At 66.7% G+C, this 23,732-nt stretch carries 21 protein-coding genes; 6 read left to right on the forward strand and 15 right to left on the reverse strand.

What is annotated here, in order from left to right; translation table 11 throughout:
* Positions 1–44 precede the first annotated feature (44 nt).
* Positions 45–1,157 (forward strand): glycosyltransferase, encoded by a 1,113-nt coding sequence (locus ACEI37_RS19535; RefSeq protein ID WP_373377799.1) that lies wholly within the window; start codon positions 45–47, stop codon positions 1,155–1,157.
* Positions 1,158–1,189: 32 nt separating this feature from the next.
* Here ACEI37_RS19535 and ACEI37_RS19540 read toward each other — a convergent pair whose 3' ends face one another.
* The 7 genes from ACEI37_RS19540 to ACEI37_RS19570 are packed head-to-tail and all read right to left on the reverse strand — an operon-like array spanning position 1,190 to position 9,805.
* Entirely contained in the window at positions 1,190–2,512 is a 1,323-nt protein-coding gene (locus tag ACEI37_RS19540) for a hypothetical protein (RefSeq protein WP_373377800.1), read from the reverse strand.
* Positions 2,499–3,701, reverse strand: coding sequence for a lipopolysaccharide biosynthesis protein (locus ACEI37_RS19545; RefSeq protein ID WP_373377801.1), 1,203 nt, complete (start codon positions 3,699–3,701; stop codon positions 2,499–2,501). The genes ACEI37_RS19540 and ACEI37_RS19545 overlap by 14 nt, the downstream gene beginning before the upstream one ends.
* Entirely contained in the window at positions 3,698–4,930 is a 1,233-nt protein-coding gene (locus tag ACEI37_RS19550; protein WP_373377802.1) for a polysaccharide pyruvyl transferase family protein, read from the reverse strand. The genes ACEI37_RS19545 and ACEI37_RS19550 overlap by 4 nt, the downstream gene beginning before the upstream one ends.
* Positions 4,893–5,972, reverse strand: coding sequence for a hypothetical protein (locus tag ACEI37_RS19555; RefSeq protein WP_373377803.1), 1,080 nt, complete (start codon positions 5,970–5,972; stop codon positions 4,893–4,895). Before ACEI37_RS19555 ends, ACEI37_RS19550 begins: the two co-directional genes overlap by 38 nt.
* A gap of 3 nt (positions 5,973–5,975) precedes the next feature.
* A complete protein-coding gene (locus ACEI37_RS19560) occupies positions 5,976–8,210 on the reverse strand; it encodes a polysaccharide biosynthesis tyrosine autokinase (protein ID WP_373377804.1) in 2,235 nt (744 codons plus the stop codon).
* A gap of 21 nt (positions 8,211–8,231) precedes the next feature.
* Positions 8,232–8,669 carry a low molecular weight protein-tyrosine-phosphatase gene (locus ACEI37_RS19565; RefSeq protein ID WP_373377805.1) on the reverse strand — a complete coding sequence of 146 codons (438 nt, stop codon included), beginning with the start codon at positions 8,667–8,669 and terminating at the stop codon, positions 8,232–8,234.
* Positions 8,666–9,805: a polysaccharide biosynthesis/export family protein gene (locus ACEI37_RS19570; RefSeq protein ID WP_373377806.1), complete on the reverse strand. Its 1,140-nt coding sequence runs from the start codon at positions 9,803–9,805 to the stop codon at positions 8,666–8,668. Before ACEI37_RS19570 ends, ACEI37_RS19565 begins: the two co-directional genes overlap by 4 nt.
* A gap of 494 nt (positions 9,806–10,299) precedes the next feature.
* On the opposite strand from ACEI37_RS19570, the gene galU reads away from it, so the two are divergent.
* Positions 10,300–11,196: a UTP--glucose-1-phosphate uridylyltransferase GalU gene (gene galU, locus ACEI37_RS19575; protein WP_373377807.1), complete on the forward strand. Its 897-nt coding sequence runs from the start codon at positions 10,300–10,302 to the stop codon at positions 11,194–11,196.
* Between the two features lie 67 nt (positions 11,197–11,263).
* Entirely contained in the window at positions 11,264–12,079 is an 816-nt protein-coding gene (locus tag ACEI37_RS19580) for an undecaprenyl-diphosphate phosphatase (RefSeq protein WP_373377808.1), read from the forward strand.
* A 114-nt stretch (positions 12,080–12,193) separates the two neighbouring features.
* On the opposite strand, the gene guaA is transcribed toward ACEI37_RS19580, so the two are convergent.
* The 3 genes from guaA to guaB form a co-directional block, all read right to left on the reverse strand.
* The gene (gene guaA / locus ACEI37_RS19585; RefSeq protein WP_373377809.1) at positions 12,194–13,813 is read right to left on the reverse strand and encodes a glutamine-hydrolyzing GMP synthase; all 1,620 of its coding nucleotides are present in this window, start codon (positions 13,811–13,813) and stop codon (positions 12,194–12,196) included.
* Positions 13,788–14,399, reverse strand: a complete 612-nt coding sequence (locus ACEI37_RS19590; protein ID WP_373377810.1) for a hypothetical protein — start codon at positions 14,397–14,399, stop codon at positions 13,788–13,790. Before ACEI37_RS19590 ends, guaA begins: the two co-directional genes overlap by 26 nt.
* Before the next feature lie 179 nt (positions 14,400–14,578).
* Positions 14,579–16,042: an IMP dehydrogenase gene (gene guaB, locus ACEI37_RS19595; protein WP_373377811.1), complete on the reverse strand. Its 1,464-nt coding sequence runs from the start codon at positions 16,040–16,042 to the stop codon at positions 14,579–14,581.
* A gap of 123 nt (positions 16,043–16,165) precedes the next feature.
* Between guaB and ACEI37_RS19600 the strand changes: the two genes are divergently transcribed.
* Together ACEI37_RS19600 and ACEI37_RS19605 are read left to right on the forward strand one after the other, a co-directional pair.
* Positions 16,166–17,125 (forward strand): DMT family transporter, encoded by a 960-nt coding sequence (locus ACEI37_RS19600; RefSeq protein WP_373377812.1) that lies wholly within the window; start codon positions 16,166–16,168, stop codon positions 17,123–17,125.
* 189 nt (positions 17,126–17,314) lie between these two features.
* Entirely contained in the window at positions 17,315–17,836 is a 522-nt protein-coding gene (locus ACEI37_RS19605) for a DUF4124 domain-containing protein (RefSeq protein ID WP_373377813.1), read from the forward strand.
* A gap of 54 nt (positions 17,837–17,890) precedes the next feature.
* Here ACEI37_RS19605 and ACEI37_RS19610 read toward each other — a convergent pair whose 3' ends face one another.
* Positions 17,891–18,250, reverse strand: coding sequence for an RnfH family protein (locus ACEI37_RS19610; protein WP_373377814.1), 360 nt, complete (start codon positions 18,248–18,250; stop codon positions 17,891–17,893).
* A complete protein-coding gene (locus ACEI37_RS19615) occupies positions 18,237–18,674 on the reverse strand; it encodes a type II toxin-antitoxin system RatA family toxin (protein ID WP_373377815.1) in 438 nt (145 codons plus the stop codon). The genes ACEI37_RS19610 and ACEI37_RS19615 overlap by 14 nt, the downstream gene beginning before the upstream one ends.
* A gap of 179 nt (positions 18,675–18,853) precedes the next feature.
* On the opposite strand from ACEI37_RS19615, the gene smpB reads away from it, so the two are divergent.
* On the forward strand, positions 18,854–19,306 hold the full coding sequence (smpB, locus tag ACEI37_RS19620; RefSeq protein ID WP_062800102.1) for an SsrA-binding protein SmpB: 453 nt from the start codon (positions 18,854–18,856) through the stop codon (positions 19,304–19,306).
* 51 nt (positions 19,307–19,357) lie between these two features.
* Here the strand turns inward: smpB and ACEI37_RS19625 are convergent, their stop codons facing one another.
* From ACEI37_RS19625 to ppsA, 3 genes are all read right to left on the reverse strand, one after another.
* Positions 19,358–20,290 carry an SPFH domain-containing protein gene (locus ACEI37_RS19625; protein ID WP_111517886.1) on the reverse strand — a complete coding sequence of 311 codons (933 nt, stop codon included), beginning with the start codon at positions 20,288–20,290 and terminating at the stop codon, positions 19,358–19,360.
* Between the two features lie 108 nt (positions 20,291–20,398).
* The gene (locus tag ACEI37_RS19630; RefSeq protein WP_373377816.1) at positions 20,399–20,833 is read right to left on the reverse strand and encodes an NfeD family protein; all 435 of its coding nucleotides are present in this window, start codon (positions 20,831–20,833) and stop codon (positions 20,399–20,401) included.
* A 153-nt stretch (positions 20,834–20,986) separates the two neighbouring features.
* The gene (ppsA, locus tag ACEI37_RS19635; protein ID WP_373377817.1) at positions 20,987–23,371 is read right to left on the reverse strand and encodes a phosphoenolpyruvate synthase; all 2,385 of its coding nucleotides are present in this window, start codon (positions 23,369–23,371) and stop codon (positions 20,987–20,989) included.
* Positions 23,372–23,732: the final 361 nt, after the last annotated feature.

The raw sequence follows: 23,732 nt of genomic DNA on the forward strand, positions 1-23,732 counted from the left end.
GCCACAGCCATCCGCTTCCCGTGACGCCATCGAACCGCAAGCCAATGATCAAAGTCCTGCATGTCACCGAGTGCCTGGGAGGTGTCGAGACCTACCTGCACCTGCTGGCCTCCCATATCAACGACGAGCGCATCAGCTTCCATTTCGCGCTGCCGAAGCAATGCTCGGTGTCGGCGGTTGCCGATGCGCGCAATTTCGGCGTCAGTTACCTGCCAATTCCGCGCAAGCTCGATCCGCTCAACGACCTGAAGGCGGCACTGAAACTGCGCGCGCTGGTGAAGCGCGTGGGGCCGCAGATCGTCCACCTGCACAGCTCCAAGGCGGGCCTGGTAGGACGGCTGGCATGCATCGGGCTAAACGTGCGCGTGGTCTACACCCCGCATGCCTACTATTACCTGGGCCTGCGCGGCATCAAGCGGCGCGTGTTCCTGATGGCGGAGCGCTTCCTGCACCGGCTTACCGATGCGGTGCTGGCGACCTCGCCGTCGGAGCGCGACCGCGCCATCCATGAGGTAGGGCTGCCGCGCGAGCGCGCGCACTCCATCCTGAACGCCGTCGAACCGCGCTCCGTGCCGGCGGAACGGCAGTTGGGCGCCGGCGTCAAGCGCGTGATCATGGTGGCGCGGATCAGCCCGCAGAAGAACATCCCCATGTTCCTGGACGTGGCAAAGCTGCTCCAGGGCCGTGCCGACATCGAGTTCATGCTGGTCGGCTACGGCCACTACGAGAACGACCGCGCGACGCTCGATGCCATGCTGCAGGAACGCGGGCTGGTCGAGGGCAAGGACATCACCGCGATCGCGTGGATGAGCCGCTCCGAACTGCTGGAACTGCTGGCGCATGCCGCGGTGGTAGTGCTGACCTCGCACTACGAGAGTTTCGGCTACGTGCTGGCGGAAGCCAATGCGCTGGCGATCCCGGTGGTCGGCACCGACGTCGACGGCATCAAGGACATCATCGTCGATGGCAACAACGGCTTTATCGTGCCGGTGGACGACGCCCCTTCCATGGCCAGTTCGATCGAAGCCATCGTCGGCGACGCCACGCTGTGGCAGGCCATGTCCGAGCACGCCGTGACCCGCGCCGAGTCCGAGTTCAACATCGTGACCCAGGCCAGGAAGTTCGAGTCCTTCTACTCGCGCGCGGTGCTCGCCTAGCACCGCACCGACGGCGCTGGTCAGGGCGGCGGTCAGGGCGGCGCGTGGCCGCCCGGCCAGCTGGCCAGCAGCATCTCCGCGTCGGCAAGCGCGGTGCCGTCCTGCAGCAGCGCCGCGCACGGGCGCGCGCCTGCGGCGGTGCCCAGCGCCCTCACCTTGCAGCCGTCCGGCCCCGCCCCGGCCCCCGCCTGCCCCAGCGCCTCGCGCAACAGCGCCCGGCCTTGCGGCCCCCAATAGATGCGATGCACCGCGCCGTCCTTGCGCAGCGACAGCACGAAGCTGTCCTGGCGCTGGCGCCATTGCGCGTCCTTCGCCCCGGACAACAGGCCCAGCAGGTCGCGCAGCATGGCGATGACCGGCTTCTCCGAGCCATCGTTCCTGAGCAAGCCGAAGTTCGCCTCGCGGTCCCATCTCGCCTGGCCGCGGTCGCGCCACGCGTAGATGCCGAGCATGGGCGCTTGCGCCATGACGCCGGCGAGCACCTGCCTGGCGACCAGCGTCGCCTGCGTGGCTTCGCTGCGCACCGGCAGGTACGAGGCATAGCCCCATTCGCTGATGATCAGCTGTGCCCCCGGTCGCGGCGAATTGCGGATGCGGCCGCCCAGCTGCCGATAGTCGCGCAGCAGCGTCTCGGGCGTGGCGCGGTACGGATGGATGCTGAGCCCCTTGATGCAGCCCAGGCGCGGATCGGTCAGCAGGCGCGACAAGGACTGCTCCGCCACGGGATTTGCCGGCCCGGGCATCCGGGCCAGGCCGAACAGGTAAACCGATGGCAGCGGCGCCGTGCCGGCCTGCGCCAGCGCGTCGCAGATCTTGCCGGCGGTGGAGAGCAGCCGGGAGATGGGTACCGACGGATGCAGGAAGGTCTTGTTGTCGGGCTCGTTCCAGATCTCGTACGACAGGTCCGGCCCCGCGTTGCGCTGCATGAACTGGCTGGCAAACCCGGCGAAGCTGGCCTCGCTGGCATCGCTGCCGCCGTCCTCGCCCTCGTCGCCCCAGATATAGCGCCCGCCATACAGCGTGACCAGCATCTGCAGGCCGGCCTGGCGGGCCTGCGCAATGACCTGTGCGTAGCGCTGCGGCGCCAGGTGTCCGCGCACCACCTCGGGCCGCACGCCGAAGCGCACGTGCGAAAAGCCCAGGCGCCGGATCTCGGCGAAGTCGCGGGCCGACACCGTGGCCGGATCGATCTGCACGGCAAAGGCCGGCATCGACGCAATCCGGCCGGAGGCCTCGCCGTTCTCGGCATGCGCCTGCCGGACCGGCCACCAGCCCGAGACCGCGATCAGCGCTGCCAGCGCCAGCGCGCGCGTCTGCACCCCGCGGCGCGGCGATGCGGCGCTATGCGGCAACATGCCTGCGCAGTACGCCCATGGCGAGCGCACCGGTCTGGAACAGTGCGATGACGAGGAACGACACCAGCATGATCTGCGCCGCCACGAGGTAGTCGAGCTGCGGATAACGCCATGCCCCCAGCGCGATGCCCGCCAGCAGGCCGATGCCCGCTGCCAGGAAGATCGCCCGCGCCATGCCGAACGACTTCAGCAAGGTGCGCAGGCACATCACCACTGCAAACACGATCGGAAACAGCGAAAAGAAGCGCACGTCGAGATCTCCATAGGCAGCGCCGAACAGCATGACCACGAGCTGGTCGCCGAACAGTAGCAGCAGCACGCTCAGCGCGCCGGACAGCACCACGCCGCCCAGCACGAACCCGGCCGCGTTGCGTGCCAGCGTCCGCGTGTCGTCCTGCCGGAACGACGCCGCAAACCTCGGCATCAGGTGGTAGCCCAGCGCCATCAGGACATATTGGGCCGGCAGCAGCACCGTCAGCAGGATGCGGAACTTGGCCGAGTCGGCAAAGTGTCCCAGCGAACCCAGCAGCACCACCAGCCCCGGCCCGACCAGCCAGCTCATCAGCTGAGCGCTGGCCGAGCTGGCGCCGAACCCCAGCCACTGGCGCGGCGACTCCGGCCGGCCCGGGATCAGTTCGAGGCGGCCGCGGCGGCGCAGCGTGGCAGCCGCGACCATGGTCGGCAGCAGGATCGCGGCCGCGAGCATCAGCATCGCCGCCGGCGCCGGCTGCGTGCCGGAGGCCAGGCCGATCATGGCCACGCCGCCGCCGATCAGCGTGTGGCACACCAGCAGCCCGACATAGCCGCGCGTCTTCGCGCCCACGGTCCTGAGCACCCAGTACGCGGTGTAGCTGGCGAACAGCACCGCCGCCGCCGCACAGGCCGACGTGCTCAGGCCATGCCCGTACAGGTACAGGATGGACCCGGCCGCGACCGGCACTACCGTCAGCACCGCGACCTCGGCCGTAAAGCGCACGCGCAGCTTGATCCCCTCGATCAGCGCCGGCTCGTGCAGGAACGAGACGTAGAAGATGTTGATGAACACCACCAGCGACAGCACCACCGCCACCAGCCCATAGCCGGCGACGTCCATCGATCGGGCCAGCGCCACGTTGATTCCGAACTGCACCGCCGTATACGCGGCCTGCTCGAACACCGCGCCCAGCGCCGGCAGCATGCGTCGCATCATGGCGTGCCCTCGAGCGATGGCGCCGTCCGCAGCGGCGGCGCCGGCGCGGCCGGCACGGCCAGCTTCTGGTCGAACAGCAGCGCCAGCCCCTGCCTGATATCGCGGCCCAGCCGCGCCGAGCGCTTGAACTGCGCCGCGCCCAGCGAGCGCGCGTAGGTTAGCCTTTCCATCACGTCGTCGGCGCCGGCGCTCTGCCGCACCGCGAAATCGCCGCGTCCGCTCAGCTTGAAGAACGACGCGACCTTGGTGTCCCAGACGATGCCGACGGAAGGCACGCCGAAGCTGAAGGCGATGATGTTGGCGTGCATGCGGTGCCCGACCATGCTGTGGCAGCCGGCGATGATCGAGGCCAGCTCCGCCGGCGACTTCGGCAGCATGTAGTCCACCTCCTCCGCAACATCGGCGCCGAGCCGACTCCTGACCACCGCCGCCGCGAGATTGTCTTCCTCCGCGCCGTTGGTGAACAGCACCACGCGCTGCCCGCCCTGCCGCAGCTTTTGCACCAGCTCGACGAACATGCCCAGCCCCGCGCCCTGCTCCGATACCGCGACGAGGTCCGCGTTGTAGTGCAGCGATTCGACATCCGAGACACAGATGCCGACGTCCCAGCGCTTCTGCAGCCCGTGCTCCGCGTACAGCGACGAACTGAGGATGGCGGGATCGGGAATGATGGCGACATCGCAAGGCTCGCCCGCGCCCAGGCCGACGATATTGCGCCGCGAGCTTTCATCCCGCACCGAGACGAATTGCGGCGCCGCCAGCGCGAAGAAGCGCGACACCAGGTAGCGCCCCAGGCGCGACCAGCCGGCGGCCACGCCCACCGACACCAGCGCGACCTGCGCGTCCTTGCCGAGGCAGCTGGCCAGCAGGTAGAGCTTGAGCGGGAAGTTCAGGTCCACGTCGCACAGCAGCTGGCCGCCGCCGACCACCACCATGTCGGCATCGGCCAGTTGCTGCTGCCACCGTACGCGCCACTGCCGCCGGTATTTCAGCCAGATGGCCGCGGTCAGCACCGGCACCCGGGCCCAGCCCGGCAGCCGCGAGAAGATCCGCATCAGGCGACCCTTCTTCAGCGAGTTTTCTCCGAGCCGGGTACGACCGGCGATATCCAGGAAGCTGACCCGGCAATCCGGCACGGCCTGGCGGATCAGGTAGCCCAGCGTTTCGGCGATTACCGCGTCGCCGAGGTTGTCACTGTATGGCACCGCGCATATGACGACGTGCTTCATCTTGTCTGGCCGGGAAGGCAGTTAGCAAAGGGATGAGGAACAGGCTGACCGAGGTGAGATGGCGAACATAGCTGCCCAGGTCAGGCTCGAAGATAAACTGCACCAGGATATGCGCCACCACCAGCGTGGCGAACCAGCGGCGCTTGCGCTCGGCTCCCGTCACCGCCGGCGTCCCGGACAAGCCGCGCAGCGCCACGCGCAGGATCGCCGCATGCATCAGCATCATGGCCAGGTCGACGGGCGCGCGGAAGCTGATCACCGGCAGCACGAACATGACCGCCGCGTACAGGTAGTTGACGATAAAATTCACACCGGACGTGGGCGGATACAGGTTCCAGATCATGGTGCGGTTGTCGCTGCCGATGCTCAGCGCATAGTTGTTCGAGATATCCCGCGGTGACTGCAGGATGTACAGGATCTCGGACGGCGCCACCAGGATCGCGCCCACCACGCCGGCCAGCACGATCGCCTTCCATGCCGGGCTCAGCCGCGCCGTTGCGCGGATGCCGAGCGCCAGCACCAGGATCATCGCGTAGTAGTTGCGGATGAAGAGTGCGTAGCAGCCGTACAGCACCATGGTCATGACCACCAGCGCGCGGAACGACACGCCGCGCGACATCCCGCCCATGACCAGCACGATCGACATCGCGATCACCACGGTCTCCTTGCCCGGCGACAGCAGGTTCAGCAGCATGCACGGCAGCACGAACAGCCAGCGCGTGGCCAGGTCGCGCAGGCTCACCACCCGGCTCGACGCCAGCGCAAGATAGGCCACGCCGACCGTGGCGGTGACGACATTCACATACTCCGCCCCGAACACCGAGAACACTTTGGCGGTGGCGGCGAACGAATCGTCGAGGTCGGTCGAGCCGCTGACCAGGAATTCCAGCATCTTGTTGGAATCGGTGACCCATTTTTCCGGCAGCGCATCGCGCCCGAAGAAATAAATCACCAGGTAGAGCAGGCTCAGCACCAGGCTCGCCACCGTGGCCAGCCCGCGCTCGGCCAGCACCCAGTCGCGGTCCAGTCGCGCGGCATGCATGGCTTACGCCTTCTCGCTCTGCGAGTAGCCGTAGTAGGCATAGCGATAGCGCCCGTACTTGGAGCCATAGCCGTAGCGGAAGGCGTTGGGGTCGAGGCCGTTGAAGATCACCCCCTTCACGCTTACGTTGACCTGCGCCAGCTGCTTGGCGCATTCCGAGATCTCGCCGATCGAGCTCTTGCCGAAGCGCGTCACCAGGAACACCGTGCCGCAACGCTCGGCCAGGATCGCGGCATCGGCGACGGCCAGCACCGGCGGGGTGTCGATCATCAGCATGTCGTAGCGCGCGCTGAGCTCTTCCAGCAGCCTGACCATGCGTTCCTTCAGCATCAGCTCGGCTGGATTCGGCGGGATCGTCCCGGTGCCGATGAAGTCCAGTCCCTGCACCACGTCGCGGTGGATCACGTCTTCCAGCGCCAGCTTGCCGGCCAGCACGTCGGACAAGCCCGGCTCGCGGTCCTTGCCGAAATACTGGTTCAGGTAGCCCTTGCGCATGTCGGCGTCGACCAGCAGCACGCGCTTGCCGCCCGAGGCCAACAACGCGGCCAGGTTGACCGAGACGAAGGACTTGCCCACGCCGGCGGTGGCACCGGTCAGCAGCACGCGGTTGTTGGGCGCATCCAGCATGGCGAACTGCAGCGACGTGCGCAGGCTGCGCAGGCTTTCCACCGAGGGCTCGTTGGGGAAGCGGTCGGCCAACAGGTAGTGGCCGCGCTTGCGCGCCTGGATGTCCTTGCTGATGGTGAGCTGGTGTTCGGACTGGGGCACCGTCGCATAAACGTTGAGCCCGGTGTGCTCCTCGATGTCCTTGGGGTCGGTGATGCCGCCGTACAGGGCATTGCGCACAAAGGCCACCACCGCCCCGGCCAGCACGCCAAGCACTGCCGCCAGCACGATCACCAGCGCCTTCTTCGGCTTGACCGGCTCCTCGGGCACCGGCGAGGTGTCGACCAGGCGCACGCTGCCGACCTTGCCCGCCTTGACCAGCTTGAGCTGCTGCATATTGTTCAGCATGCCGACATAGAGGTCGTTGTTGACCTGCACGTCGCGCATCAGCCGCACGGTGTCCTGCTCCAGGTTCGGCAGGGTCTTGACCCGGCCGGCGACCGTCCCCGCCTTGGCGGCCAGCGCGGCAATCTGCTTGTCGATCGCCTGCATCGACGGGTGGCCGGGCGCGAAGCGCGTCACCAGCTCGGCGCGCTTCTGCTTGAGTTCCAGCAGCGAGGTTTCGGCGGTCACGCTCTCCTGCAGGAAGGCCTTGCCCTCTTCGCTCAGGTTGAAGGTGCCGCGCTCGTTGCGCATGGCGTTGTACTTCACTTCCGCCCGCTCGAGCTCGCCCTTCAGTTGCGGCAGCAGGTTGTTGAGGAACAGCAGCGATTTTTCCGCTTCCGCAGCCTTCCGGTTGATGTTCTGCGCCACGTATTCGTCGCCGATCTCGTTCAGGATCGCCGCCGTCAGCCTGGCGTCATTGCCTTCCAGCGAGGCCCCGATCACGCCGCTCTGCTTGCCCTTCTCGGCGATGTTCAGCTGCTGCTGCAGCTGCTCGAGCGTCTTCAGCCGCGACTGGCGCACCAGGTTGAAGGCAATGCCGGGCTTGGCCTTCAGCGCGGTCACCAGCAGCCGGATCTCGCCGACCGCATGGCTGGCCTCGACCGCTTCCCCGACACGGCCGACGATGGGCTTGTCCAGGCTGCCCTGCTCGAGCCGGTAGCGGCCATCGCCCAGGCTCACCAGCACGAAATTCTCGCCTTGCAGCGCCTCGGGCACGTCGAAGGTCGGCACCTCGATCGATTCCCCGCCCCAGGCATAGCCGCCCATGCCGAACAGGCCGGGTTCGGACAGGCCCTTCGACTGGCTGGCGAGCCACGGCCCGACCAGCGGAAAATACTTGGGCTTGGCATCGATATAGAGCCTCAGGTTGTCGACCGCCTTGCCGACCACCATGCGCGAGCGCAGGATCTCGATTTCCGCGGTCGCCTGGGTCTTGACGTCGAACAGCGACGAGACATCGCCCAGCAGGCCGTTGGGACTGTTCTGGCTGTCCTCGACCTGCACCAGGATGTTGGCCTCGTACACCGGCCGCGCCAGGAACGCATAGGCGACCCCGAGCGCCAGGACGGCAAATGCGATGGCCGCAATCAGCCAGCGGTTGGCCACCAGCACATCGAGGTAGCGGACGACGGCGATCTCGTCCGACTGGGCCGGCGCCGCGACGGGAAGATAAGTGGACTGTTTCATGGCGGGCAGGACAGTATCGGTTTAACCCAGGGCCCGGATGCGCGGCACCCAGGACTCCACGCCGCGCTGGATCAGCTGCAGCGCGTTCTCGAATGCCGCACGGGGCTGGCGGTAAGGGTCGGGCACATCGAACTTCTCCAGCTCGCCCAGGCGGAACACCCGTCCGGTGGTGGCCGGGTGCAGGCGCTGGATCTCCTGCCGCTGCGCGGCGTCCATCACGAGGATCAGGTCCGCGCGCCGGACCAGCACGTGATTGAGTTGCTGCGCCCGGTGCCCGGAAATGTCCACGCCCTGGCGGCTCAACAGGTCCACCGCATGCGGATCCGCCGCGTGCCCCGACAGCGCGCCCAGGCCGGCGGAGACCACCTCGCCCTCGGGCAGCGCCTGCCGGAGCAGGCCCTGCGCCATCGGGCTGCGGCAGATATTGCCGATGCAGACCACGAGTACGGTCTTGATCATTTGACTGCGTTCGCGGTGGACGTGAAGAAGTTGCCGCTCGGCACCAGCTGGTTGATCACGCGGCTCCAGCGCACCACGCCTGCGGCATCGACATAGACCACGTCGCGCGGCTTCAGCTCGAAGGCCTCGGCCAGGGCAAACGACACCGGCGACTTGCCGTCGAGGTGGAACACCTCGGCCTGCCCGTCGGCGGCCTTGCGAATCACGTAGAGTTCCTTGGCGTTGGCCGAATTGGGGTTCAGGCCGCCGGCTTCACCGATCGCTTCGCTGAGCGTGAGCCGGCCGTTGCGCGGCATCACCGGCGTCGGCCTGACCACTTCGCCGGTGACGAAGACCTTGCTGTCCTCGCGCTGCTCGACGCGCACGATGTCGCCGTTGCGCAGCAGGATGCGCGCCGGGTCGATGCCTTGCTGCAGCAGCGCCGGCAGGCTGACGTAATAGGTCTTGCCCTCGCGCGAGATGCGGATGCGGCTGTTGTCGCCGGTCAGCACATTGATGCCGCCGGCGCGGTTGAGCGCCTCGACCAGCGTCATCGGCACGTCGTCGATATTCTGCGGACCCGGCGTCTTCACTTCACCGTCGAGGTAGACGCGCTTGCTGCGAAACGCCAGCACGCGCACAGTGACCTGCGGCATCGTCACCACCGGCTTGAGCTGGGTGCTCAGCTGCCCGCGGATCTGGTCAGCGGTCTGGCCTAGCACCTTGACCACGCCGGCATAGGGAAACTGGATGGTGCCCGCCGGGCTCACCACGTAGCCCGGAATGTTGGCCGCACCGCTGTAGCTGGGAATCTCGTAGGCGGCGCCGATCGAGTAGGTCTGCGTCGGGAACACCAGCTCCGGGTGGTCCCACACCACGATCGAGAGAATGTCACCGACCCCTACGGTATAGGGCCCGGGCTCGCCGAACAAGGCTTCCACCCCCGCGTTCGCGGGCGGCGTGGCGGCGTTCAGCGTGCGCACCAGCGCCGGCGTGATCTGCGTGACCTTGGGCACCGACTGCGGGTCCTCCGGATCCAGCGGGCGCTGCGGGTCGAAGCGCATGCCGGGCGCCAGCGCGCACGATGCCAGCAACGGAACGATCCCCAGGCACATGACGGCCCTGCCAAACCTCAAGCTGCTTGAAAGCTTTAGCACTCTCGATGATTCCCTTGTTTGCAAGAAGACCCGCATGGCCCGCCGCCACCCCTGTCGTAACGCACAGCGGTGACTCCGCTGGTTCGGCATGGCACCGGGGGTGCCTGTCCGCTTGTCTGCACGGCTGCGGAACTGAACCTGGCGGCGTTGACTGGTTGTGCCCGGCGCGCTGGGCGCGCTCTTTTCTGCACTGCGTCATCCGTAAATGACCGGCGAAGTTTATGGCTCGCGGGACTACATCTTCAAGGCGCGGCCGGCGTTTTTACCAAGTTTCCGATCCCCCCATCGGAGTGGAAACGAATTCCGTCCCAACCCCTGAGGGGTACCGCGGGTGGTGCGACGCAGCACAATCGCGGGTGGCACCCCGTGCCGACTTAAGGGTGTAGGCGATTGATTCCCTGTTGCGCCTACACCCTCTTTCTTTGGCGGCGGATGAAGCAGACGTCGCCGCCATCGCACCGAGCGTTGCCGAACCTTTGAAGGGAACCACTGAAATGACAAGTCGCGTTAGCAAGGCCGTCTTTCCGGTCGCAGGCCTGGGCACCCGCTTCCTGCCGGCCACCAAGGCCAGCCCCAAGGAAATGCTGCCGGTGGTGGACAAGCCGCTGATCCAGTACGCCGTGGAAGAAGCCATCGCCGCCGGCATCACCGAGATGATCTTCGTCACCGGCCGTTCCAAGCGCGCCATCGAGGACCATTTCGACAAGGCCTTCGAACTGGAGGTGGAGCTCGAGGCCAAGAACAAGCGCGCCCTGCTGGACGTGGTGCGCTCGATCAAGCCGGCCAACGTCGAATGCTTCTACGTGCGCCAGTCCGAAGCGCTGGGCCTGGGCCACGCAGTGCTGTGCGCGGCCAAGCTGGTGGGCGACGCCCCGTTCGCGGTGATGCTGGCCGACGACCTGATCGACGGCGACCCGCCGGTAATGAAGCAGATGGTGGATGCGTACGACCACTACAACTGCTCGGTGCTGGGCGTCGAAGAGATCCTGCCGGAACAGAGCCGCTCTTACGGCGTGGTCGAGGGTCGCGAGTGGGCCGAGGGCGTGATCAAGGTCTCGGGCATCGTCGAAAAACCCGCGCCGGAAGAGGCCCCGTCCAACCTCGGCGTGGTCGGCCGCTACATCCTGACGCCGCGCATCTTCGACCACCTGCGCGCACTGAAGCCCGGTGCCGGCGGCGAATTCCAGCTCACCGACGCGATCCAGTCGCTGCTGAGCCAGGAGCAGGTGCTCGCCTATCGCTACCAGGGCACGCGCTATGACTGCGGCAGCAAGCTCGGATACCTGAAGGCGACGGTCGAATACGCGCTCAAGCACCAGGAAACCGGCGCGCAGTTCCGCCGCTACCTGGAGGAGCGCGAGCCCCAGCTGCTCCACAGCCTGGCGGCCTGACGGTCCCCTGCTCCACGCTTCGCCGAACCGCAGGGCAACCACAAAGCAACCACGAGGCAGCCGCCACATGATCGACTGGATCCACCTGGGCAAGGCATTCTTTCTGGGCCTGCTCGAAGGCCTGACGGAATTCCTGCCCATTTCGAGCACCGGGCACCTGATCCTGGTCGGCGACTGGATCGACTTCACCTCGCACGAGGCGCGCGTGTTCGACGTGGTGATCCAGCTGGGTGCGATCCTGGCCGTGTGCTGGCTGTACCGCGCCAAGATCACCGACCTGTGCGAAGGCGTAGTGCGGCGCGACCCCGACGCACTGCGCTTCGCCACCGCGGTGCTGGTCGCCTTCCTGCCCGCCGCCATCATCGGCGCGCTGCTCATCGGCCCCATCAAGCACCATCTGTTCGATCCGGCCGTGGTCGCAGCCGCACTGATCGCGGGCGGCCTGGTCATCCTCTGGGTCGAGCGCCGCAGCGCCGTGCCGCGCATCCACGCCATCGAAGACTTCGGCTGGAAACAGGCCATCGGCATCGGCTTCGCGCAGTGCGTGGCGATGATCCCCGGCACGTCTCGCTCCGGCGCCACCATCATCGGCGGCATGTTGTCAGGCGTGTCGCGGCAGGCAGCGACCGAGTTCTCCTTCTTCCTCGCCATCCCCACCATGCTGGGCGCCGCCACCTACGACGCCATGCGGCACTACCACCTGCTCAGCCTGCAGGACATCTGGTCCATTGCCGCCGGCTTCACCGCGGCGTTCCTCTCCGCACTCTTTGTCGTCAACGCGCTGGTGCGGCTGGTGGCGCGGCATTCGCTGCGGGTGTTTGCCTGGTACCGGATCGGGTTGGGGGTGGTGATTGGGGTGGGGAGTCTGGGGTGGTCGGCTTGAGTGGGCCGCGGGCTCGCATCTGCTCAGCGGTGCCGAAATTGAAAAAGGCCCGCGGTGACGCGGGCCTTAAGGCGGTCTTGTGCGCCTTGGCGCCGGGTTAGTCCGGCCGCGCATTCACTCCCACTCGATCGTAGCCGGCGGCTTCCCCGACACGTCATACACCACCCGGTTCAAACCCCGCACTTCATTGATGATCCGGTTCGAGCAGCGGCCCAGCAGCGCATACGGCAGGTGCGCCCAGTGCGCGGTCATGAAGTCGGTGGTCTGCACGGCGCGCAGTGCGACGACGTAATCGTAGGTGCGGCCGTCGCCCATCACGCCGACGGACTTGACCGGCAGGAACACGGCGAAAGCCTGGCTGGTCAGGTCGTACCAGCTCTTGCCGACCTGATCGGGCTCGCACAGGCCGGCGGCGGCGTCGTGTTCGGTGGCGATGGTCTTGCGCAGTTCTTCGATGAAGATGGCATCGGCGCGGCGCAGCAGGTCGGCGTAGTCGCGCTTGACTTCACCGAGGATGCGCACGCCCAGGCCCGGGCCCGGGAACGGGTGGCGGTAGACCATTTCGGGCGGCAGGCCCAGCTCCACGCCGAGTTCGCGCACTTCGTCCTTGAACAGGTCGCGCAGCGGCTCGAGCAGCTTCAGGCCCAGTGTTTCGGGCAGGCCGCCAACGTTGTGGTGGCTCTTGATGGTGGTGGCCTTCTTGGTCTTGGTGCCGCCCGATTCCACCACGTCCGGGTAGATCGTGCCCTGCGCCAGCCACTTGGCGTTGGTCAGCTTGCGGGCCTCGGCCTGGAACACCTCGACGAACTCGCGGCCGATGATCTTGCGCTTCTGCTCGGGGTCGGTGACGCCAGCCAGGTGGCCGAGGAACTGACCGGAGGCGTCGACATGGACCACCTTGGCGTGCAGGCGGCCGACGAACATCTCCATCACCAGCTTGCCTTCGTCCTGGCGCAGCAGGCCGTGGTCGACGAACACGCAGGTCAGCTGGTCGCCGATGGCGCGATGGATCAGGGCCGCGGCCACCGACGAGTCGACGCCGCCGGACAGGCCCAGGATGACTTCCTCATCGCCGACCTGCTCGCGGATCTTGGCGACCGCTTCCTCGATATGGTCGCGCATGACCCAGTCGGGCTTGCAGCCGGCGATCTGCAGCACGAAGCGCTCCAGCATCTGGCGGCCCTTGACCGTGTGCGTGACCTCGGGGTGGAACTGCACGGCGTAATAGTGGCGCGTCTCGTCGGCCATGCCGGCGATCGGGCAGCTCGGCGTCGACGCCATCAGCTTGAAGCCGGGCGGCAGGCCGGTGACCTTGTCGCCATGGCTCATCCACACCTTGAGCATGCCGTGGCCTTCCGGCGTGCGGAAATCCTCGATGTCCTTGAGCAGCTCGGTATGGCCATGGGCGCGCATCTCGGCGTAGCCGAATTCACGATGGTCGCTCCACTCGACCTTGCCGCCCAACTGGACCGCCATGGTCTGCATGCCGTAGCAGATGCCCAGCACCGGCACGCCCAGGTCCCACACCGCCTGCGGCGCGCGCAGCTGGTGGTCTTCATAGGTGCTGGCGTGGCTGCCTGACAGGATGATCGCCTTGGGGGCGAACTCGCGCACGAACGCGTCGCTGACGTCGTTCGGGTGGATTTCGCAATAGACGTGCGCCTCGCGGACGCGGCGAGCGATCAGCTGCGTGACCTGCGAGCCGAAATCAAGGATGAGGATTTTGTCGTGCATGATGGGCCGATGGCGTGTCTTCCGGGATGGGCTCGGTCACGACTTCCGTGCCGGGGCCATAGCCCGGCGGCGGCGTGATGACCGGCTCGCGCCGGTATTCTGGGGTATTCATGGGGCGCGCCGCGGGGGCAACGCCGGGTTCCTTCCTGCTTTCCTGTTCCTGCAGCGCGCGTTCCATCTTCCGTTGCTGTTCGCGCACGCGCACGCGCTTGGCCGCCGGGATCTGCACCACGGCAAAGAACAGCAGCACCACCGCCATGGTCGGCAGCCAGAGCTTGCCGGCGCCTTCCAGCGGCAGCTCCAGGAACACCATCCAGGCGATGATTAGCACCGCGCTGGCCAGGTTCACGTAGCCTGCCGTGCGCGCCACCGGCACCGTCAGCTGGCCATTGAAGGCGGCCTGCCACAGCAGCACCGACAGCCCCACCAGCGCCACGCCCAGCAGCTGCCCGAACAGTGCAGGCTGCGGCTGCGGCAGTTGCAGCGCCGCGTACAGCGTGGTGAACGGGGACATCAGCAGCAAGATGCCCAGCAGCAGGTCCACCAGGGCATCGAAAAACAGCACGGCTCGCAGCAACACCTTCATTGGCGCTCCTCGTCTTGGCCCCGGCCGGTGGTGCGGCGGGCATCAGGACAACGCCTGCATGGCGCGCGGCCAGGTTCGGATGGGATGGCGGGTCGGGCGCGGGCACGCGCCGGCGCGCCCTCGCCCCGATGCCCGCGGCCGCGCACCGCCTGCAGGGACGGTGCGCGGCCGCTGGGGCATCAGTCGATATGGTAGTTCGGGGCTTCCTTGGTGATCTGCACGTCGTGCACGTGCGATTCACGCATGCCGGCTGCCGTGATCTGGACGAACTGGGCGCTGTCGTGCCAGTCGGCAATCGACTTGCTGCCGCAATAGCCCATCGAGGCCCGCACGCCGCCGGTCAGCTGGTGGATGATCGCCATCACCGAGCCCTTGTACGGCACGCGCCCTTCGATGCCTTCGGGCACCAGCTTGTCGACGTTGGCGGTGTTGTCTTCCTGGAAGTAGCGGTCGGCCGCGCCGTCCTTCATCGCGCCCACCGAACCCATGCCGCGGTAGCTCTTGAACGAGCGGCCCTGGAACAGGAAGGTTTCGCCCGGCGCTTCCTCGGTGCCCGAGAACATGCCGCCCATCATCACGGTGTGCGCGCCGGCCGCCAGGGCCTTGGCCACATCGCCCGAGTAACGCACGCCGCCGTCCGCGATCAGCGGCACGCCGGTGCCCTTGAGCGCCTCGGCCACGTTGGAGACAGCAGTGATCTGGGGCACGCCGACGCCGGCAACGATACGCGTGGTGCAAATCGAGCCGGGGCCGATGCCGACCTTGACGCCGTCGGCGCCATGCTCGACCAGCGCGCGCGCGGCGTCGCCGGTGGCGATGTTGCCGCCGACCACCTGCACCTGCGGGAAGTTCTGCTTGACCCAGCGCACACGGTCCAGCACGCCCTGGCTATGGCCGTGCGCCGTATCCACCACAATCACGTCGACGCCGGCCTTGACCAGCAGTTCGACGCGCTCGTCGTTGTCCGGGCCCACGCCGACCGCGGCGCCGACGCGCAGCTGGCCATGGTCGTCCTTGCTGGCGAGCGGGTTGTCCACCGCCTTCTGGATGTCCTTCACCGTGATCAGGCCGCGCAGCTCGAAGGCCTGGTTCACCACCACCACGCGCTCCAGGCGGTGGCGGTTCATCAGCCGCTTGGCTTCTTCCAGCGGCGCGCCCTCGGCCACCGTCACCAGCTTTTCACGCGGCGTCATCTTGGCGCGCACCGGGGCGTCGAGTTCTTCCTCGAAGCGCAGGTCGCGGTTGGTGATGATGCCGACCACGGCCTTGCCCTCGACCACCGGGAACCCGGAAATGCCATGCTGCTGCGACAGCGCGATCACATCGCGGATCTTCATGTCCGGCGAAATGGTGATCGGGTCACGCAGCACGCCCGACTCGTAGCGCTTGACGCGCGCGACTTCGCGGGCCTGGTCGGCGGGCTTCAGGTTCTTGTGGATGATGCCGATGCCGCCGGCCTGCGCCATGGAGATCGCCAGGCGCGCTTCCGTCACGGTGTCCATCGCCGCGGATACCAGCGGGATGTTCAGTTCGATGGAGCGGGTCAGGCTGGTGCGGAGGGAAACATCCCGTGGAAGGACGGCCGAATAGGCCGGGACGAGCAGCACGTCATCGAATGTGAGTGCTTTCTGGACAAGACGCATAGCAATTCCTCTAGGCGCAAAACCGAATTATACAGGAATGCGCGATTTGCTGATGCCCGGCTACGGGCTTTCCCAGGTGCCGTCTGCTATGCTCGTCGTCTTTTTATTCGGGCACGGCGAAGTATGGGAATCGGCGTATTGTGCGGGCTGCTGGCTGGCGCGTTCTGGGGCATGGTGTTCATCGCGCCCAAGCTGCTGCCCGCGTTTTCGCCATGGGAACTGGCCATCGGCCGCTACCTTGCCTACGGGCTGGTGGCCTGCGTGGCGGCGCTGCCGCTGCTGCGGCGCATCGCCCGCAAGCTGACCCGCGCCGACTGCGTGGCGCTGCTGCGCCAGGCGTTTACCGGCAACCTGCTCTACTACGTGCTGCTGGCCTTCGGCGTGCAGCTGGCCGGGGTCGGCCCGACCTCGCTGATCATCGGCATCCTGCCGATCTCGGTCACCATCATGGGCCGGCGCGACCACGGCGCGGTGCCGCTGGCGCGGCTGCTGTGGCCGCTGCTGGTGGTGGCCGCGGGCATTGCCTGCATCAACATCGACCTGTTCGGCGGCGGCCAGGGCGCCCATGCGGCGGCGGCCGGCGCCGTGGCGCGGCCGGTGTGGCAGAAGCTGGCCGGGGTCGGCTGCGCTGCCGGTGCGCTGGTCTGCTGGACCCTCTACGCGGTCGACAACGCGCGCTACCTGCAGCGCAACCCGCATTACAGCGGCAATGAATGGTCGGCCTTGTACGGGCTGTCGACCGGCGCGGTGTCGGCGGTGCTCGCGCTGGTCGGCTGGGTCATCGCCGGCGACACCCTGACCTCCGCCGACAGCGGCCGCGACTGGCAATGGTTCTGGATGGTCAATGCCGCGGTGGCGCTGGGGGCCTCGCTGATCGGCAACAACCTTTGGAATATCGCCAGCCGGCGCCTGCCGCTGACGCTGTCGGGCCAGATGATCGTGTTCGAAACGCTGTTCGCGCTGGCCTATGGCTTTGTCTTCGACCAGCGCTGGCCCCGCCCGCTGGAAATCGCGGCGATCGTGTTGCTGATGGTCGGCGTGGCCTGGTCGGTGCGCTTGCACGCCACCGACAAGTCTGCGTAGACTAGCGAACCATGGCGCAGGGGTCACCCCGCCACCTAAAAATACAACGCATTTCCCAGGGTCAAACCGGCGCGACCCATTGCCTTGCAGGCGGGGCGCCCAAGCTATCGCCGCGGCGGTCATGCCGCAGCATCGCCACGCAGGCAGCCGGCGGCCCGTGCTTCCAGAGCCACTTTGAGACGTCCCGCCATGCTACGATCGTCCGCGCCGTGCCTGCTTGCCGCTGCCCTTGCCGCCGTCCTGGTGCTGCCTGCGCCGGCCCTTGCCTACTGGCAGTGGCGCGACGCCAACGGCCACATGGTCTACAGCGACGTGCCGCCGTCCACGGCCGCGGCAAGGGTCCTGCGCGCACCGGGCCGCCAGGCCGGCGACTTCCAGCCAGTCCAGGCAACCCAGCCTGCCGACGCCGCCACACCTGCACCGGCTCCGGCCAAGGCAGCGGCCAAGCCTGCCGCGCCGACGCCCGAGGAAGCGTTCCAGAAGCGCCGCGTAGCCAGCCTCAAGGCCGCCGCCGAAGAAGCCCGCAAGGAAACCGAGGCGGCCGAGCGCGCCGTGCGCTGCGCGCAGTTGCGCAACTACGCCACCGGACTGCAGCAGGGCATGCGCGCCGCGGTCGCCGGACCGGATGGTTCGCTGCAGCACCTGAACAGCGAGCAGCGCCAGGCGGAAATTCTCAAGACCAGCGCCAACCTGGAAAAGCACTGCAACTGAAGCAACGATAACGGGGCCGCACGGGCCCCGTTTGCTTTGGCGGCAATGCGCGGCTCAGCTGTTGCCGCGCAACCATTTCTGGCCCTCGCGCGTGCCGCTGGCGCGCTGCTTCTGTACCCGCTTGCGGCGCGCCTGCTTCGGATCCGCCGTCAGCGGCCGGTACACCTCGATGCGATCGCCGTCGCGCACCACCGTCTCCGGGGTCTTGAGCTTGCCGAAGATGCCCACGCGCATGGTGGCCGGATCGACTTCCGGGCAAGCCTGCTGGAGGCCGGAGCCGACGATCGCGGCGGCGATCGTGGTGCCGGCGGGCACGTCGATGGCCTTCAGGAACACGGCATCCGGACGCGCGTAGCAGACCGCGATATGCACCGTGCCGGCGCTGCGTTCAGTTGGTGCTTCAGTTAGTGCCATAGACCACCTCGGCGCGCTTGACGAAGGCATCGACAAAGGTATTCGCGATCATGCTGAAGACCGGGCCGATCAGCTTCTCCAGCAGCAGGCTGGAAAACTCGTAGTGCAGGTGGAACTCGATCTTGCAGGCGTCTTCGCGCAGCGGCGTAAAGCGCCATGACCCGTTGAAGGTCTTGAACGGCCCATCGGCAAAGCTCATGTCGATACGCGTGGGGCGTTCCTGGGTATTGCGCGTATGGAAGAACTGCTGGATGCCCTTGAAGTGGATATGGATCTTGGCGTCGAGCTTGGTCTCGGTCTGCTCGAACACCTCCACGCCGCCGCACCATGGCAGGAACTTGGGATAGTCCTCCACGCGGGTGACCAGGTCATACATCTGCGCGGCGGAGTAACCGAGCAGGACGGATTTATGGACGTCTGCCATGTAAGGGGAAATCTGGCTTGCGGCCCTGCCGCGCGCTGTGCGCGGCAGGCATGCGCCTGTGCCGGGGGCTGGTTTGCTAGAATCTCGATTTTAGCCGACCCGCGCGCCCCGCGGCATCCCGCCATGCGGCGCTGCAGCGAACCGGCCAGAATCCACCCTACCGCACCCTACCCGCACGCATGACCATTGCAGACAACAAGAAGGCCTTCTTCGACTATTTCATCGAGGAACGATACGAGGCCGGGATCGTGCTGGAAGGCTGGGAGGTCAAGGCAATCCGCGCCGGGCGGGTGCAGATCAAGGAAGGCTACGTGGTCGTGCGCGACGCCGAGATGTTCCTGATCGGTGCCCATATCAGCCCGCTGCAAAGCGCCTCCACCCACGTCAAGCCCGATCCGGTGCGCACGCGCAAGCTGCTGCTCAAGGCCGACGAAATCAAGAAGCTGATCGGCAAGGTCGAGCAGCGCGGCTACACGCTGGTGCCGCTGAACCTGCATTACACGCGCGGCCGCGTGAAATGCGAGATCGGCCTGGCCAAGGGCAAGAAGCAGTTCGACAAGCGCGAGACCGAAAAGCAGCGCGACTGGCAACGCGAGAAGGCCCGCATCATGAAGGGCGACAACAAGGACTGAACCGCCGCGCCGCGCGCCCCTCGTTCAGCCCCCCCTTCATTCAGCCCTACTTCAAGCCGCCTTCTGCTGCCCCTTCACGATCTGCAGCGCCGTGGCGATCATGCTGCTCATCTCGCCCATATTGCCCGGCACGATCAGCGTATTGCCCTGCTTGGCCAGGTTGCCGAACGCGGCCACGTATTCTTCGGCCACCTTCAGGTTGACCGCGTCCATGCCGCCCTCGGTGCGGATCGCATTGCCGATTTTCTGGATCGCCTGCGCATTGGCCTCGGCCACCGCCAGGATGGCGCTGGCCTCGCCCTGGGCCTTGTTGATCGCCGCCTGGCGCTCGCCCTCCGACTTCTGGATCGCCGCCTCGCGCGCGCCGGTGGCCAGGTTGATCTGTTCCTGGCGCTTGCCTTCGGAGGCCGCGATCAGCGCGCGCTTCTCGCGCTCGGCGGTGATCTGCGCCTGCATCGCATGCAGGATCTCCTTGGGCGGGGTCAGGTCCTTGATCTCGTAGCGCAGCACCTTCACGCCCCAGTTGGAGGCGGCCTCGTCCAGGGCATTGACCACGCTGTGGTTGATGAACTCGCGCTCCTCGAAGGTCTTGTCCAGTTCCAGCTTGCCGATCACCGAGCGCAGCGTGGTCTGCGACAGCTGCGTGATCGCGACCACGAAGTTGCTGGAGCCGTACGAGGCCTTCATCGGGTCGGTGACCTGGAAGTACAGCACGCCGTCGACCTGCAGCTGCGTGTTGTCCTTGGTGATGCAGACCTGGCTGGGCACATCCAGCGGGATTTCCTTGAGCACATGCTTGTAGGCGACGCGGTCGACGAACGGCACCACGATCGACAGCCCCGGCGTCAGGGTCGCGTGATAGCGGCCCAGGCGCTCCAGCACCCAGGCGTGCTGCTGCGGCACGATCTTGATGCCCTTGGCAATCAGCACGATAACGGCGATAAGGATGATCAGCGGCAGCAAACCAAGCTGAAAAGCAAGCATGTAACGACCCTCCAGGCAGAACACATCGGTACGGCGCCGCCGGTCGGCGGCAGGCGGAACACACCGCGGCCGCGGCCGCGATGCGCAAAGGATTCGGAAGACAGGGTTTCAGCGGGGCGACACCACCAGCGTGCTGCCGCGCACCGCGACGATGCGGTAGCGCCCCGGCGCCAGCGCGCGCTCGGGGGGACAATCGGGCGCCAGTTCGACGGTCCAGTCGGCGCCGCGGTACGGCACGCGCGCGCGCCGGTTGGCGTCCCAGGCCGGCACGTCGAGCTCCTGGCCGATATCGAGATTGACGTTGGGATCGGCCGCGGCATTGCCGCGCCGCAGCTTGCCCAGGCGGGTGCGGCGCAGCCCGGCGATCAGCACCGCCGCGACCAGCGCCCCGGTCAGGGTTTGCGCCGCGGGCGATGCGCCCAGCAAGGCCGCCACCCCGGCGGCGGCCAGGCCCACCGCCACCATCAGCAGATAGAAGGTGCCGGTGTTCAGTTCGACGATCACCAGCAGCACCGCCGCCACGAACCAGATGTAGTACGCCATCCAAGCTCCCGTTCGACCACGGATTTCCCGAAAAAGTAAAAAACCCCGCAGCGCCATACAGCGTCTGCGGGGCTTTGCAACACCTGACGCAGGGCCGGTGCCTACGCCGGCTGCCCGAGGGCGCCGGCAATCGTTATTGTGACGTCAAATGCCTCAGGAAGCCAGCTGTTGCCAGGTCTCGACCACCGAGTCCGGGTTCAGCGAGATCGACTTGATGCCTTCCTTTGCCAGCCAGGCGGCAAAGTCCGGATGGTCCGAAGGACCCTGGCCGCAGATGCCGACGTACTTGTCCAGGCGGATGCACGCCGAGATCGCGCGCGACAGCATGAAGCACACCGCCGGATCGCGCTCGTCGAAGTCCTTGGCCAGCAGCTCCATGCCCGAGTCGCGGTCCAGGCCCAGCGTCAGCTGGGTCAGGTCGTTCGAGCCGATCGAGAAGCCGTCGAAGAATTGCAGGAACTCTTCGGCCAGGATCGCGTTGGACGGCACTTCGCACATCATGATGATGCGCAGGCCGTTCTCGCCGCGCTTCAGGCCGTGCCTGGCCAGCAGCTCGATCACCTTCTCGGCCTGGCCGAGCGTGCGCACGAACGGCACCATGATCTCGACGTTGGTCAGGCCCATTTCGTCGCGCACGCGCTTCATGGCCTTGCATTCCATCTCGAAGGCTTCGGCGAAGTCTTCGGCGATATAGCGCGAGGCGCCGCGGAAGCCCAGCATCGGGTTTTCTTCATCCGGCTCGTAGCGCGAGCCGCCGATCAGCTTCTTGTACTCGTTGGACTTGAAGTCCGACAGGCGCACGATCACGGGCTTCGGGTAGAAGGCCGCGCCGATGGTGGCGATGCCCTCGGCCAGCTTGTCGACATAGAACGCGCGCGGGCTGGCATGGCCGCGGGCCACGCTTTCGACGGCCTTCTTCAGGTCGGCGTCGACTTGCGGGTAGTCGAGGATGGCCTTCGGGTGGACGCCGATATTGTTGTTGATGATGAATTCGAGGCGGGCCAGGCCGACGCCGTTGTTCGGGATCTGCGCGAAGTCGAATGCCAGCTGCGGGTTGCCGACGTTCATCATCAGCTTGACGTCGATCTCCGGCATCTCGCCGCGCTGGACCTCGGTCACTTCGGTTTCCAGCAGGCCGTCGTAGATGCGGCCTTCGTCGCCCTCGGCGCACGACACCGTCACCAGCGTGCCGTCCTTGAGCACGTCGGTGGCATCGCCGCAGCCGACCACCGCCGGCACGCCCAGTTCACGCGCGATGATGGCGGCGTGGCAGGTACGGCCGCCACGGTTGGTGACGATGGCCGAGGCGCGCTTCATCACCGGCTCCCAGTTGGGGTCGGTCATGTCGGCCACCAGCACGTCGCCGGGCTGCACGCGCTCCATCTCGGACGGGTCGTTGATCACGCGCACCGGGCCGGTACCGATCTTCTGGCCGATGGCGCGGCCGCTGGTCAGCACCGGGGCCGTGCCCTTGAGCTTGAAGCGCTGCTCGGCCTTGCCGGCCGACTGGCTCTTCACGGTTTCCGGGCGGGCCTGCAGGATGTAGATCTTGCCGTCCTTGCCGTCCTTGCCCCATTCGATGTCCATCGGGCGGCCATAGTGCTTCTCGATGATCATTGCGTAGCGCGCCAGCTCAGTCACGTCGTCATCGGTGATCGAGTAGCGGTTGCGCAGCTCGCCCGGCACGTCGACGGTCTTCACGCGGCCGGCTTCGCCCGGCTTGGTGAACTCCATCTTGATCAGCTTGGAGCCGATCGAGCGGCGGATGATCGGGTACTTGCCGGCTTGCAGCGTCGGCTTGAAGACGTAGAACTCATCCGGGTTGACCGCGCCCTGCACCACCGTTTCGCCCAGGCCGTAGCTGGAGGTGATGAAGACCACGTCGGGGAAGCCCGATTCGGTGTCGATGGTGAACATCACGCCGGAAGCGGCCAGGTCCGAGCGCACCATGCGCTGGATGCCGGCGGACAGCGCCACCACGTCATGGGCAAAGCCCTTGTGCACGCGGTAGGAGATGGCGCGGTCGTTGTACAGCGAGGCGAACACGTGCTTGATCTTGTCGAGTACGTCGTCGATGCCGCTGACGTTCAGGTAGGACTCCTGCTGGCCGGCGAAGGAGGCGTCGGGCAGGTCTTCGGCGGTGGCCGACGAACGCACCGCGAACGAGGCCTCGGCGCCTTCGCGCTCGGCCACGCGGGCATAGAACTCGCGGATTTCCTGTTCCAGGCGCGGCTGGAACGGCGCCGTGGCGACCCAGTTGCGGATCTCGGCGCCGGCCTCGGCCAGCGCCTTGACGTCGTCGACGTTCAGGGTCTTCAGGCGCTGCGAGATGCGCTCGGTCAGGTTGTTGTGGGCAAGGAAGTCGCGGAAGGCGAGCGCGGTGGTGGCAAAGCCGCCCGGAACCCGGACGCCGGCTTCCGCCAGCTGGGAGATCATCTCGCCCAGCGACGAATTCTTGCCGCCGACGATTTCCACGTCAGCCATGCGCAACTGCTCGAACGGCAGCACATAGGCGCCGTTATCTGCCTGGTTAGTCATGAGAGCCTCAAAACAAAGTAGAAAACTGGTTGCGCATGCCCGGTATGTTGTTGATGTTCTGTCCCCGGGCGGATCGCTTGGCTAAGCAACCCCGAACTGGCGCTGCGGACCTGGCGCTACGGCTCTCATCGCGTAGCGCGCATTGTCGACAATTCCGGGCGCGGTTTGTGGCGCGGGCCTGTTGCGGAGCGGGCCACCCTATGGAATTGCTTAGCGAAAAGATCGCCGCTATTCTACCGTGCTGCGCCGCACTTTTCTGCGGAAGATTCAATCTATTTATTCCACCCTCCCCATGTCCCAGCCAGAAGCGCCCGGAACGGCGACACCCGGGTCCCAGCCCGGAACGCAAGCCGAAACCCCT

It is taken from the genome of Cupriavidus nantongensis, from assembly GCF_041726985.1.
In the GTDB taxonomy this organism is placed as follows: domain Bacteria; phylum Pseudomonadota; class Gammaproteobacteria; order Burkholderiales; family Burkholderiaceae; genus Cupriavidus; species Cupriavidus nantongensis_A.

Coding starts and splice junctions, on each gene's coding strand:
- smpB (WP_062800102.1), top strand. CDS start 18,854: ATGACCATTGCAGACAACAAGAAGGCCTTCTTCGACTATTTCATCGAG.
- ACEI37_RS19535 (WP_373377799.1), top strand. CDS start 45: ATGATCAAAGTCCTGCATGTCACCGAGTGCCTGGGAGGTGTCGAGACC.
- guaB (WP_373377811.1), bottom strand. CDS start 16,042: ATGCGTCTTGTCCAGAAAGCACTCACATTCGATGACGTGCTGCTCGTC.
- ACEI37_RS19560 (WP_373377804.1), bottom strand. CDS start 8,210: ATGAAACAGTCCACTTATCTTCCCGTCGCGGCGCCGGCCCAGTCGGAC.
- ACEI37_RS19625 (WP_111517886.1), bottom strand. CDS start 20,290: ATGCTTGCTTTTCAGCTTGGTTTGCTGCCGCTGATCATCCTTATCGCC.
- guaA (WP_373377809.1), bottom strand. CDS start 13,813: ATGCACGACAAAATCCTCATCCTTGATTTCGGCTCGCAGGTCACGCAG.
- ACEI37_RS19605 (WP_373377813.1), top strand. CDS start 17,315: ATGCTACGATCGTCCGCGCCGTGCCTGCTTGCCGCTGCCCTTGCCGCC.
- ACEI37_RS19580 (WP_373377808.1), top strand. CDS start 11,264: ATGATCGACTGGATCCACCTGGGCAAGGCATTCTTTCTGGGCCTGCTC.
- ACEI37_RS19565 (WP_373377805.1), bottom strand. CDS start 8,669: ATGATCAAGACCGTACTCGTGGTCTGCATCGGCAATATCTGCCGCAGC.
- galU (WP_373377807.1), top strand. CDS start 10,300: ATGACAAGTCGCGTTAGCAAGGCCGTCTTTCCGGTCGCAGGCCTGGGC.
- ACEI37_RS19615 (WP_373377815.1), bottom strand. CDS start 18,674: ATGGCAGACGTCCATAAATCCGTCCTGCTCGGTTACTCCGCCGCGCAG.
- ACEI37_RS19545 (WP_373377801.1), bottom strand. CDS start 3,701: ATGATGCGACGCATGCTGCCGGCGCTGGGCGCGGTGTTCGAGCAGGCC.
- ACEI37_RS19590 (WP_373377810.1), bottom strand. CDS start 14,399: ATGAAGGTGTTGCTGCGAGCCGTGCTGTTTTTCGATGCCCTGGTGGAC.
- ppsA (WP_373377817.1), bottom strand. CDS start 23,371: ATGACTAACCAGGCAGATAACGGCGCCTATGTGCTGCCGTTCGAGCAG.
- ACEI37_RS19600 (WP_373377812.1), top strand. CDS start 16,166: ATGGGAATCGGCGTATTGTGCGGGCTGCTGGCTGGCGCGTTCTGGGGC.
- ACEI37_RS19630 (WP_373377816.1), bottom strand. CDS start 20,833: ATGGCGTACTACATCTGGTTCGTGGCGGCGGTGCTGCTGGTGATCGTC.
- ACEI37_RS19540 (WP_373377800.1), bottom strand. CDS start 2,512: ATGTTGCCGCATAGCGCCGCATCGCCGCGCCGCGGGGTGCAGACGCGC.
- ACEI37_RS19610 (WP_373377814.1), bottom strand. CDS start 18,250: ATGGCACTAACTGAAGCACCAACTGAACGCAGCGCCGGCACGGTGCAT.
- ACEI37_RS19555 (WP_373377803.1), bottom strand. CDS start 5,972: ATGCATGCCGCGCGACTGGACCGCGACTGGGTGCTGGCCGAGCGCGGG.
- ACEI37_RS19550 (WP_373377802.1), bottom strand. CDS start 4,930: ATGAAGCACGTCGTCATATGCGCGGTGCCATACAGTGACAACCTCGGC.